This is a genomic window from Agromyces arachidis (assembly GCF_052805135.1).
The window spans coordinates 54,134-65,789 of the sequence record NZ_JBRBDK010000005.1 but is presented as its reverse complement, the minus strand read 5'-3'; the positions used below and the strand labels follow the sequence as shown (position 1 = coordinate 65,789).

9 protein-coding genes are annotated in these 11,656 nt (G+C 73.1%); 2 read left to right on the top strand and 7 right to left on the bottom strand.

Annotated elements, in window-relative coordinates; translation table 11 throughout:
• Nucleotides 1-54: 54 nt before the first annotated feature.
• Together ACUY4T_RS08420 and recQ are read right to left on the bottom strand one after the other, a co-directional pair.
• Nucleotides 55-459, bottom strand: coding sequence for a DUF7144 family membrane protein (locus ACUY4T_RS08420; RefSeq protein WP_446018490.1), 405 nt, complete (start codon nt 457-459; stop codon nt 55-57).
• Nucleotides 460-556: 97 nt separating this feature from the next.
• The gene (recQ, locus tag ACUY4T_RS08415; RefSeq protein WP_446018489.1) at nt 557-2,602 is read right to left on the bottom strand and encodes a DNA helicase RecQ; all 2,046 of its coding nucleotides are present in this window, start codon (nt 2,600-2,602) and stop codon (nt 557-559) included.
• A 156-nt stretch (nt 2,603-2,758) separates the two neighbouring features.
• Between recQ and ACUY4T_RS08410 the strand changes: the two genes are divergently transcribed.
• Nucleotides 2,759-3,460: an SDR family NAD(P)-dependent oxidoreductase gene (locus ACUY4T_RS08410; protein ID WP_446018488.1), complete on the top strand. Its 702-nt coding sequence runs from the start codon at nt 2,759-2,761 to the stop codon at nt 3,458-3,460.
• A gap of 37 nt (nt 3,461-3,497) precedes the next feature.
• Here the strand turns inward: ACUY4T_RS08410 and ACUY4T_RS08405 are convergent, their stop codons facing one another.
• The 4 genes from ACUY4T_RS08405 to ACUY4T_RS08390 all read right to left on the bottom strand — a co-directional run bounded on the left by ACUY4T_RS08405 (nt 3,498) and on the right by ACUY4T_RS08390 (nt 7,704).
• Complete coding sequence (locus ACUY4T_RS08405; RefSeq protein ID WP_446018487.1) at nt 3,498-4,154, bottom strand: copper resistance CopC family protein; 657 nt, start codon at nt 4,152-4,154, stop codon at nt 3,498-3,500.
• Entirely contained in the window at nt 4,151-4,882 is a 732-nt protein-coding gene (locus ACUY4T_RS08400) for a YcnI family copper-binding membrane protein (RefSeq protein ID WP_446018486.1), read from the bottom strand. The genes ACUY4T_RS08405 and ACUY4T_RS08400 overlap by 4 nt, the downstream gene beginning before the upstream one ends.
• 98 nt (nt 4,883-4,980) lie before the next feature.
• Nucleotides 4,981-5,601 (bottom strand): hypothetical protein, encoded by a 621-nt coding sequence (locus ACUY4T_RS08395; protein WP_446018485.1) that lies wholly within the window; start codon nt 5,599-5,601, stop codon nt 4,981-4,983.
• Nucleotides 5,602-5,673: 72 nt separating this feature from the next.
• The gene (locus ACUY4T_RS08390; RefSeq protein WP_446018484.1) at nt 5,674-7,704 is read right to left on the bottom strand and encodes a bifunctional metallophosphatase/5'-nucleotidase; all 2,031 of its coding nucleotides are present in this window, start codon (nt 7,702-7,704) and stop codon (nt 5,674-5,676) included.
• Between the two features lie 238 nt (nt 7,705-7,942).
• Between ACUY4T_RS08390 and ACUY4T_RS08385 the strand changes: the two genes are divergently transcribed.
• Nucleotides 7,943-8,821: an EamA family transporter gene (locus tag ACUY4T_RS08385; RefSeq protein ID WP_446018483.1), complete on the top strand. Its 879-nt coding sequence runs from the start codon at nt 7,943-7,945 to the stop codon at nt 8,819-8,821.
• A 27-nt stretch (nt 8,822-8,848) separates the two neighbouring features.
• Here ACUY4T_RS08385 and ACUY4T_RS08380 read toward each other — a convergent pair whose 3' ends face one another.
• Nucleotides 8,849-11,407: a DEAD/DEAH box helicase gene (locus tag ACUY4T_RS08380; RefSeq protein ID WP_446018482.1), complete on the bottom strand. Its 2,559-nt coding sequence runs from the start codon at nt 11,405-11,407 to the stop codon at nt 8,849-8,851.
• Nucleotides 11,408-11,656 lie beyond the last annotated feature (249 nt).

The following is an 11,656-nucleotide window of genomic DNA, read 5'->3' as shown; positions in this document are numbered from 1 at the left end:
AAAGAGTGCGGCTGGACCCCTTGGAGGATCGACAACGTCGGTCAGCTGCGGAAGTCAGCTGCGGAAGAAGGCGCTCGCCTTCGGGGTCCACAGCAGGATCACGACGAGGGCGGAGACCGCGAGGCCGATCCACTCCCCGACCGGGATGCCGAGGTAGGCCACCGCGAGGAACAGCGAGCCGATGATCGACAGGACCTGCAGCACGGTCACGATCATCCGGGCCACCTGGCTGCCCCGCAGGAGCCCTCCCGCGACCACGACCGTCACGAGGCCGACGACGATGGAGCCGATGGCCGCGGCGACGAGCGGCCCGGTCCCCCCGAACGAATCGACCACGTCCTGCACGGGCAGGAGGAAGAGGAGGATGACGCCGGAGACGAGGTCGATCATCCCCGCGATGTAGGCGAGGACGCCGATGATGGTGACGGTGACCGGACGGTCGCCCTTAACGGTGGACATGACGCCTCCTCGCCGGGCGACCCGACGACGCCCTCTGGCGCCGATGCTAGCCAAGGCCCGGCCGCACTCGCCGGAGACCGCGCGGAGCGTCGCCGCCTCAGCCCCCGTGCTCGCCCACGACGCGTACGAGTGCCTCGCCGTACGCCTCGCGCTTCTTCGCGCCGATGCCGGCGATCCCGTCGAGCTCGCCGATCGCCGAGGGTCTCGCGACCGCCACCGCCCGCAGGGTCGCGTCGCCGAACACGATGTACGCCGGGACGCCCTGCTCGCGCGCCTCGCCGGCGCGCCACGCGCGGAGCGCCTCGAACAGCTCGGCGGCGCGCGGCTCGAGGTCGGCGGCCGCCGGAGCGGCGGCGCGGGTCGAGCGGGCGGCGCGGACGGGGCGTTCGGGCTCGGTGCGGAAGGCGACCGCTCGGTCGCCGGAGAGCACGGCCGCCGACGCGTCGGTGAGGGTCAGCACGCCGTACTCGCCGACGGACTGCAGGAGGCCCTGGGCGAGCAGTTGCCGGACGACGCCGCGCCACCGCTGCTCGGAGAGGTCGGCGCCGATGCCCCAGGTCGCCAGCCGGTCGTGGCCGTACTGCTCGACGCGCGCCGTCCGCTTGCCGCGCAGGATGTCGACGAGGTGGCCGGCGCCGAACCGCTGGTTGCGCTCGCGCTGCAGCCGCACGATCGTCGACATCAGCTTCTGCGACGCCACGGTGCCGTCCCACGACTCGGGCGGCTCGAGGCAGGTGTCGCAGTTGCCGCACGGGGTGCTCTGCTCGCCGAAGTAGGCGAGCAGGTTCTGCCGCCGGCACTGCACGGTCTCGCAGAGCGCCAGCATCGCGTCGAGGTGAGCCGACAGGCGGCGACGGTGCGCGAGGTCGCCCGGGCTCTCGTCGATCATGCGGCGCTGCTGCACCACGTCCTGCAGGCCGTAGGCGAGCCAGGCCGTCGCGGGGAGCCCGTCGCGCCCCGCGCGACCGGTCTCCTGGTAGTAGCCCTCGACCGACTTGGGCAGGTCGACGTGCGCGACGAACCGCACGTCGGGCTTGTCGATCCCCATGCCGAACGCGATCGTCGCGACGACCACGACGCCGTCCTCGCGGAGGAACCGCTCCTGCGTGCGGCGCCGCAGCGCGGCGTCGAGGCCCGCGTGGTACGGCATCGCGTCGACGCCGTTCGCGGCGAGGAAGGACGCGAACTTCTCGGTGCTCGCGCGGGACAGCGCGTACACGATGCCCGAGACGGGGACGCCCTCGGCATCGCGCCCCTCGGTGCGCACGAAGTCGAGCAACTGGCGGCGCACGTCGAGCTTCGGGGCGATGCGGTACTGGATGTTGGGGCGATCGAAGCTCGACACGAAGTGCCGGGCGTCGCCCAGCGACAGCCGGTCGGTGATCTCGCGGTGCGTCGCCTCGGTGGCGGTCGCCGTGAGGGCGATGCGCGGCACGTCGGGCCAGCGCTCCGCGAGCTCGGCCAGCGCGAGGTAGTCGGGGCGGAAGTCGTGGCCCCACTGCGCGACGCAGTGGGCCTCGTCGATCGCGAACAGGGCGACGGTGCCGCGCTCGAGGAACCGCTTGGTCTGCTCGGAGCCGAGGCGCTCGGGTGCGACGTAGAGCAGGTCGAGCTCGCCGCCGAGGTACGCGCGCTCCACCTCCGCGCGCTCGGCCGGCGACTGGGAGGAGTTGAGGTAGCCGGCCCGCACGCCGTTGCGCACGAGTGCGTCGACCTGGTCGTGCATCAGCGCGATGAGCGGCGAGACGACGACGCCCGTGCCCTCGCGGAGCAGCGCCGGGATCTGGTAGCAGAGGCTCTTGCCGCCGCCGGTCGGCATGAGCACCACCGCGTCGCCGCCGGCGGCCACGTGCTCGATGATCTCGGCCTGCTCGCCGCGGAATGCGTCGAAGCCGTAGACGGTGCCGAGCGCCTCGAGCGGCGAGTCGAAGCGCGGCGGGGCGGCGGCGGGACCCGTCGCCGCGGTCGCACGGGCGGGGCTCATCGACGAGGCGCCGGACGGCGGGGCGGAGGACCACGACGATCCCTCGGCGGGCGGCGGCGGACCCCACTCGTCGTCGGGGGGCACCAGCTCGTCCGGGTCCCACGGGACGTCGTCCCACTCCGGGGCGGGGGCCGGCTCCCGCTCGTCGTTCCAGGTCACCCGTCGACCCTACCCGCCGTCGACGACACGGCAGCCGGCTCCGAGAGCGCGCACCGCCGCGTCCGACCGCGCCGGATGTGGAGGAACGGTGAGCGGGCGGTGCGAGAGTGCTGTGAACGCCCGCGCCGCGCCATCCGCCCGATCTACGCTCGCTGCATGACGCACATCGACGGCTCACGCGCACTCGTCGTCGGGGCGACCGGCGTGCTCGGAACGCTCGTCGCCGAACGGCTGGCGGCCGGCGGAGCGAGGCTCGCGCTCAGCGGACGAGACGGCGCGCGGCTGGCCGAGCGCGCGGCCGACGGCGCCGGCATCGCCGTCGACCTCACCGACGAGGAGGCGCCCGAGAGCGTCGTCCGACGCGCGGTCGAGACGCTCGGCGGGCTCGACGTCATCGTGCTCGCCGCGGGCGTCGTCGGCTTCGACTCCGTGGCGGCGACCGCCGACCAGGATCTCGAGACGCTGTTCACCGTGAACGCGCTCGCTCCGATGCGCATCGTGTCCGCCGCGCTGCCGGCGCTGCGCGAGTCGGCCGAGGCCGGTCGCGAGCCGGTGGTCCTCGCACTGACCGGCATCGTCGCCGAACTGCCGACGGCGGGCCTGGCCAGCTACTCGGCGTCGAAGGCCGCGCTCGCGGCGTACTTCACCGCGGCAGGCCGGGAACTGCGTCGCAGCGGCATCCGCCTGCTCGACGCACGACCCGGCCACACCGAGACGGGCCTGGCCGACCGGCCGCTCTTCGGCACGGCGCCGAAGTTCCCGCAGGGCCACGCTCCGGACGCCGTCGCCGACCGGCTGGTGCGAGCGATCCGCGACGGGGAGACGGCACTGCCGCCCGGCGCCTTCGCCGGGGCCTGAATCGGCCCCGACGCCGCGCCGGACGGCAGCGCGATCGTCACTCGCGCGGACCGGACTCCTCCGGGGTGTCGTCCGGACCGGACTCCGCCCCGGGGCCCGAAGGGGCCGCCTCGATGCGCGAGCGGCGGACGAAGAGCACGGCGACCGCGACGGCGACGCCGACCGCCAGCACGCCCGCACCGATCCAGACGAGATCCTGCGCGGCGCCGCTCGACGCCGTGTCCTCGCCCTCGTCTCCCCCGGCGTCGGTCGACGCGGCGCACGGTGACTCCGCGGCACCCGCGGCCACGGCCACGCCGTCGGCCGGAGCCCAGTCGAACTCGAACTCACCGGAGATCGGGTGGCCGTCGGCCGAGACGACCCGCCACACGACGGTGTACTCACCGGGTTCTCCGAGTTCGGTCGGGACGCTCGCGACCGGCCCGTCGACCGACGCGCACGCCGTCGCGAAGTGCCGGCCGTCGGGCCCGACGACGTCCATCGCCGCGGCCCCGTCGGCCTCGAGCAGGGCATCGTTCGTCTCGAGCCAGACGATGCCCGGCTGCTCGGTCACGACCTCCTCGCCGTCCGGCGAGACGGCGACCACGGTGTTGTGCGCGAACGCCGGCAGGGCCGGGCCGCCGACCGCGACCAGGGCGGCGAGGGCCGCCCCGATCGCGGCGAGCCGGTGGTTCCGAGGCGGCACGGTCGTCATGCCTTCCTGCCGCGGCGCGCGAGGAACGCGACGGTCAGGCCGGCAGCGCCGACCGCGAGGCCGGCGATGCCGAGCACGCGGCCGACGACGTCGACCGAGCCCTGGGCAGCCGCGGTCTCCTCGACCTCGTGCCCGTCGGCGTGCGCGTCCGAGGACTCCGCGTCATCGCCGTGGCCGTGCGCGTCGCCGGTCGCCTCGGTGACCTCGATCGCCGGAGCCGGGCGCTCGGGCTCCTCGCCGTCGTCGCCGACGGGCTCGCTCCAGTCGTTCTCGCCCTCGACGCAGGCCTGCAGGACCGGGAACTCCAGACGCTCGCCTGCCCCGTCCTCGGGCAGCAGGACCTGCACCTGGAAGGTCTCGCGGTAGCCGTCGGGCTGAGGGGTCTCCGCGGTGTAGACGACCTGGCCGACGCGCTCGGCGACCACGTCGCCGTGCGCGCCCTCGACCGGCTCGTCGAGCTCGACCATGACCTTCTCGACGTCCCAGCCGGGCTTGAGCGTCGGGGTGACGGACAGGATCGACTCGGGGATGTCGATCGTGTAGCTCGAGGTCGGTGAGCCCTCGCAGCCGTGCCCGGACGCGAACTCGAGCACGGCGTAGGAACCAGCGGCGGTCGAGCTCGGGTCGACGACGACGTGGGCCTGGGCCGCGACGGGCGCGGCGAGGGCGAGCAGGGTGCCGGCCCCGAGAGCGGTGGCGGCGGCGGCGGTACGGGTGATGGGTCGCATGGGTGTCTTTCTCTCCAGAAGAGGTGCGACGACGCGCTGCCGTGATGGTCGGCAGTGGTTCGGCGCGTCGGCGCGAACGGATCTCGCGGCGTGACCGCTCAGGCGGCCGGGGCGGGCCGCGGCGGACCGCGATGCCGCAGGGAGGAGAGGAGGAGGGTGCTGAGGCGGGACGGTCCGTCGCGCCGCGAGACGGGCGGCCGGGCGTCGCGTCGGCGCGGCGCCGGCGCTCCCGCCAGGACGGCGACGAGCAGGCGGATGCCGCGAGCGACCGAGGCGCCCACGGCGGCGACCACCACGGCCGAGCGGCCGAGCGCGACGAGGAACGCGACCGTCAGCGCTGCGGCGACTACGTGCGCCACCGGCATCGCCGCATGGCCGTGGTCGACCGCGACGGAGAGGTCGAACGGGATGACGAGGCCCGCGGCGTGGCCCCCGTGCCCGACGTCGGATGCCGCGAGGACGCCGCCTCGGGCCCCGCCGAGCGAGTAGGACAGGTGGAGCGCCGCCTGCGCGACGAGGGCGGCGATCGAGACCCGCAGGAGCGGCATCCGACCGCCGACGACGAGCATCGCGACCGGCACGGAGAACGCGAAGGCGAGCGCGAGTGCGACGGGGGCCGGGGGCGCTCCGCCGCCGACGGTGTGCGCGAGGGATGCCGCGAGCACCGCGAACGCGGCCACGGCCGCGCCGCGTGCGGCGCGCGCACCTCGGGTCATCACCCCACCAGCGTAATCGCCCACGACGCGGAAGGGCCCCGGGCGGTGCGCCCGGGGCCCTCCGTCGATCGGAGGTCAGCCGACGTTCAGCGTGAACGAGCTGGTCGTGCCGGTGGAGGGCACCACCACGTCGAACTTGGTCGGGCCGCTCGCGCCGGCCGGGACCGCCACGGAGACGCTCGCCTTGCCGACCTCGTCGGTCTCGGGCGTGTAGGCCGTGTCGATCGGCGCGGAGCCGACCTGCACGCCGTCCACGTACACGACCGCCACGTCGGCGTCGACCTCGTCGCGGGTGAAGTCGAGCGACGAGAGGTTGACGGTGACGTTCGCACCCGCGGCGACCGAGGTGCCGCCCGGGAGGTTCACGCCGACCGCGCGCTGCTTCAGGTCGGGCGTCGCGGTGCCGAACAGGTCGAACCAGTCGACCATCGACTCGAGGTCGATCTTCCCGCTGTCGGCCTTGTTCAGCCCGTCGCGGAAGGTGACGAAGTTGTCGCCGCCCGAGGCGAGGAACGAGTTCGCGCCGACGGAGTACGTCGCGCCCGGGTCGATCGCGACGCCGTCGAGCCACATCTCGGTGATGTGCGAGCCCTTCGCGGCGGCCGGGTCGTAGGTGTACGTGAACCCGGCGTTGACGCCGAGCTTGAGGAACGGCCGGCTCGCGTTCGAGGGCTGCCACTGCTCCTCCAGCACCTGCTTGATCTGCGCGCCCGTGAGCGTCATCGACACCAAGGTGTTCGCGAACGGCTGCACCGCTGCGGCCTCGGCGTAGGTCACCTCGCCCGACGCCAGGTCGGCGCGGAGGCCGCCCGGGTTCATGAACGTGATGTCGACATCACGGGTTCCGTCGGCGTTGAGCGACCAGAGCTGCACGTCGGCGACGAAGTTGCCCAGGGTCGACTCGCCGCCGCGGTTCTCCGGGAACGAGGAGGCGCCGACCGGGTTCGCACGCACCGCACGACCGAACAGCGCGTCCGCCTGGCCGAGCACCACGCTGCCGAGCTCGGCGGCGACCGCGGTCGCCTCGGTGACGATCGGCACGACCTCGGGGTCGGGCTCGGAGTAGTAGCCGATCACGTTGCCGCGGGAGTCGAACTCCGTGGCCATCTGGTAGATCGTGTTCTGCATCTTGGTGATCTTCTTGCCCTTGCGGTCGAAGGTGATCTCCATGTTGCTGAAGCGCTCGCCGTACTGGCCGCTCGAGATGACCGGGCGCCCATCGATGACGTGGTTGTACGGCAGGTGGGTGTGGCCGGAGACGATGGCGTCGATGTTGTCGTTCGCGCCGAGGACGATCTGGCCGAAGGGGCTGTTCGGGTCGGTCGCCGAGGCGAGCGCCGTGGTGGCCGCGCCCTCGTGCACGAGGAAGACCACGATGTCGGCCTCGCCGTTGGCGTCGTCGCCGTCGCTGAGCTGGTCGGCCACGCGGTTCGCCGCCTCGACCGGGTCGCCGACGGTGATGTCCTCGATGCCGGCGGGGCTCACGAGCGAGGGGAGCTCGTCGGTCACGGCGCCGACGAAGCCGATGCGGACCTTGTCGAACTCCTCGACCCAGTACTCGGGCAGCGCGGGCTCGCCGGTCGCCTTGTCGTAGACGTTCGCGCCGAGGTACTCCCACAGCGCGAGCGGCATCACCCGATCGGTGAGGTCGGCGAAGCCGGCGTCGAACTCGTGGTTGCCCACTGCGCTGACGTCGAGCCCGGCGGCGTTCAGCGCCTCGATCGTGGGCACGTCCTGCTGGATGAACGACGTGAAGGTCGAGGCGCCGATCATGTCGCCGGCGGCGGCGAAGACGGTGTTGGGGTTCTGGTTGCGGATCTGCTTCACGGCCGTCGACAGGCGGGCGATGCCGGCCGCGGTGCCGTTCTGCTCGATGCGGCCGTGGAAGTCGTTGACCGTGACCAGGTTGAGGTCGACCACGGTCTTCTCGGCGATCTTGGGGGGCAGCGGCGGGCGCTTGCCGTCGGGCGCCGCCTGGGCGCTCGCGGCACCGCCGAGGGCGAGGCCGAGGGCGGTGATCGCGGCGACGGCGCCGGTGGCGCGCCGGCGTCCGCGCGATCGCGTGGTGACGCGGGGGGCTTCCGCGCCGGGGGAACGATGCTGCATTGCGTGATCTCCTCTGCAAGACGGATGCCGAGAAGCGTGGGCTCCCCGGCGTCGCAGGCGTCCGTCCTGCGGATTGAAGGCGGACACTGCTGGGCAGCCTAGAGTCCGCATCGAATGCGGGGAAGAGTCTTGACCGGGTCGTCATCCAACGTTTAACGAAACGGCCCATTTTGCTCACATGAGCAGACGGCTTTGCTCACATGCGCACGTCGTCGCGGTCCGGCCGTAGGCTGGCCCGGTGCTCACGGCCGTCCTCTCCCTGAGCGGCGCGCTCGTCTACGGCGCCGCGGACTTCCTCGGCGGCCTCGCCGCGCGTCGCCTCGGCGCGCTGCTCGCGACGGCGATCGCCAGTGCCGCGGGTCTGCTCGCGATGCTCGCGGCACTGCCGCTGCTCGGCGGGGCCTGGACGACCGCGGACGTCGGGTGGGGCGCGCTCTCGGGGGTGATCGGCGCGGTCGCGATCGCGCTGCTGTACGCCTGCCTCGCGATCGGCCCCATGAGCATCCTCTCGCCCCTGACCGCGCTGATGTCGGCGATCACCCCCATGCTCTGGGGCACCCTCGTCGGCGCCGAGCGCTTCGGTCCGCTGGGCGTCTGGGGCATCGGCATCGCGCTCGTCGCCGTCGTGCTCGTCGGCTTCGTGCCCGAGCGCGGAGCCGTCCGTCCGAGCACCCGCGGCCTCCTGCTCGCGGCCGGTTCGGGCCTCGCGATCGGCGCGTACTACATCGCGATCTCGCACACGGCGGATGCCTCGGGCGTCGTGCCGCTCGTCGCGAACCGCGTCGTCTCCGCGACCGTGCTGTTCGCCGCGTTCGGCGCGGCGACCGCGATCGCCGTGCGGCGCGCCGCCGGCGGACCGGCCGGCCCGGCGCGCGGGGGGCGGCGGCCCGCCCTCGCGCTCGCGGTCGCCTGCGGCGTGGTCGACGCGACGGCGAACGTGCTGCTCCTCCTCGGCATCCGAGCGGGCGACCTGGCCGTGGCGGCCGTGCTCGGGGCGATGTACCCGGCGGGTACCATCCTGCTCGCGGCCGTCGTGCTGCGCGAGCGCATCGCACCCGTGCAGTGGGCGGGCCTCCTGCTCGCACTGGTCGCGGCGGGCATGCTCGCCCTCGCCTAGGTTTCGGCGAGGGGGGCGCGCCGGGCGTCAGAGGCGGACGACCTCCACGATCCGCACCACCGCCGTGCCCTCCTCGGCCGAGGCCTCCAGGTCGACCTCGCCGCGCATCCGCCAGTCGTGGTGGCCGGCGGGGTCGTCGAGCACCTGCTCGACGCGCCAGGTGCCGGCCGCGGCATCCGACTCGTCGATCGTGACGAGCCGCGGCGAGCGCGCGGGCCCGCCCGTGAGGAGGTCGTCGTGCTCGTCGTAGTAGCGGTCGAGCACGTCCGGCCAGCCGACGTCGGGGTCGAGCTCGGCGAGTTCCTCGTCGCGCTCGAGCGCGGCGAGCTGCACTCGACGGAACAGCTCGTTGCGCACCAGCACCGTGAACGCACGGCGGTTGGTGACGACCGACGGCGGCGCGGGCGGCACGACCGGGGCCTCGTCCTCGGGCAGGTGCGCGCTCGGGTCGACGAGCTCGGCCCACTCGTCGACGAGGCTCGAGTCGACCTGGCGGACGAGCTCGCCGAGCCACTCGATGAGGTCGAGCAGCTCCTCGTCCTTGTGCTCGTCGGGCACCGTCTGGCGGATGGCGCGGAACGCGTCGGAGAGGTAGCGGAGCACGAGTCCCTCGCTGCGCTGCAGCTGGTAGTACGAGACGTACTCGCCGAACGACATCGAGCGCTCGAACATGTCGCGCACGACCGCCTTGGGGCTGAGCTCGAAGTCGCGCACCCACGGCTGGCTCGACGCGAAGGTCTCGAAGGCGTGCGCGAGCAGCTCGTCGAGCGGCTTCGGCCACGTGACCTCCTCGAGCAGCGCCATCCGCTCGTCGTACTCGATGCCGTCGGCCTTCATGGCCGCGACCGCCTCGCCACGCGCCTTGTACTGCTGCTGCGACAGGATCGGGCGCGGGTCGTCGAGCGTCGACTCGATGATCGACACGACGTCGAGGGAGTAGTGGCCCGTCCCCTGTTCGCTCGTCTTCGGGTCGAGCAGCTCGATCGCGGCGAGCGCGAACGGCGACAGCGGCTGGTTCAGCGCGAAGTTCGGCTGCAGGTCGACCATGAGCCGCAGCTCCACGCCGAGCGCGGCCGCCGGCGCGGGCAGGATCTCGACGACGTCGGCGTCGCGCAGCGTGCGAAGGATCCCGAGTGCTCGCCGGGCCAACTCGTAGCGGCGGGCGCGCGGCTCGTGGTTGTCGAACACGAGCGAACGGATGCCGCCGACGACGTCGCCGCCGCGCCCGACCACGTTGATCAGCATCGCGGCCGTGAGCGCCAATTGCGGCACGAGGGGCTCGGGCTCGGCGTCGACGAGGCGCTCGAACGAGCCCTCGCCCCACGTGACGAACCCGGCCTGCGGCTTCTTGCGGACGATCTTCTTCAGCTTCTTCGGGTCGTCGCCGGCCTTGCGGATGGCGGTCTCGTTCTCGATCTCGTGGTCGGGTGCGAGGACGACGACGGTGCCCGCGGTGTCGTAGCCGGCACGGCCCGCCCGCCCGGCGATCTGGTGGAACTCCCGCGCGGAGAGCTGCCGCATCCGCTGACCGTCGTACTTGGAGAGCGCGGTGATGAGGACCGACCGGATCGGCACGTTGATCCCGACGCCGAGCGTGTCGGTGCCGCAGATGACCCGCAGCAGGCCGCGCTGCGCGAGCGTCTCGACGAGCCGGCGGTACCGCGGCAGCATGCCGGCGTGGTGCACGCCGATGCCGGCCCGCACGAGCCGCGAGAGGATCTTGCCGAACCCGGTCGTGAAGCGGAACCCGCCGATCGCCTCGGCGATCTCGTCGCGCTGCTCGCGCGTGACGACGCGGATCGACGAGAGGGCCTGGGCGCGCTCCATGGCGGCGGCCTGCGAGAAGTGCACGATGTAGACGGGGGCCTGCTTCGTCTCGAGGAGCTCCTCGACGGTCTCCTGCACGGGCGTCTTCGCATACGAGAAGTGCAGCGGCACCGGGCGCTCGACGCCGGTCACGCGCGCGGTCTCGCGGCCGGTGCGGCGGGTCAGGTCGTCGGCGATCGCGGTCACGTCGCCGAGCGTCGCCGACATCAGCACGAACTGCGCGTGCGGCAGCGTGATGAGCGGAACCTGCCACGCCCACCCGCGGTCGGGGTCGCCGTAGAAGTGGAACTCGTCCATGACGACCTGGTCGACCGCGGCATCCGCGCCCTGGCGGAGTGCGAGGTTCGCGAGGATCTCGGCCGTGCAGCAGATGATCGGCGCCTCGGCGTTGACTGAGCTGTCGCCCGTGACCATGCCGACGTTCTGGGCGCCGAAGATCTCGACGAGCTGGAAGAACTTCTCGCTCACGAGCGCCTTGATCGGCGCCGTGTAGTACGTGCGCCCCCACGGCCGGCCGGCCTCGCGGTCGGCGGCGGTGCGGGCGACGGATGCCGCATGCGCCGCGACCGCGACGAGCGACTTGCCCGTGCCCGTGGGCGTCGACAGGATCACGTTCGCGCCCGAGACGAGCTCGATGACCGCCTCGTCCTGCGCGGGGTACAGCGCGAATCCGCGACCCTCGGCCCAGTCGACGAAGGCGTCGTACATCGCGTCGGCGTCGTACGGTCGCGGGGCCGCGTCGAGCAGGGTGGGGGTCATCCGTCCGAGTCTGCCTCATGCGGCGGCGCGCGGCGAATGCGCGGCCAGACGCCGTGAACGGCGGGGCCTCCCCCAAGGCTCCCGCCGCTCACGGCCGGTCAGGGGGAGCCGGCCGGCGCCGCCGGTTCGGGTCGGCATGCGCTGGCCGGCTCACAGCCGGACCCGCGGTGACAGTTCCCCCTGCAGTCCGTGGTGTCCGACCACGACTCACGGTACGGACTCCACGGCGTCGTTGCCTCAGGGGAAACC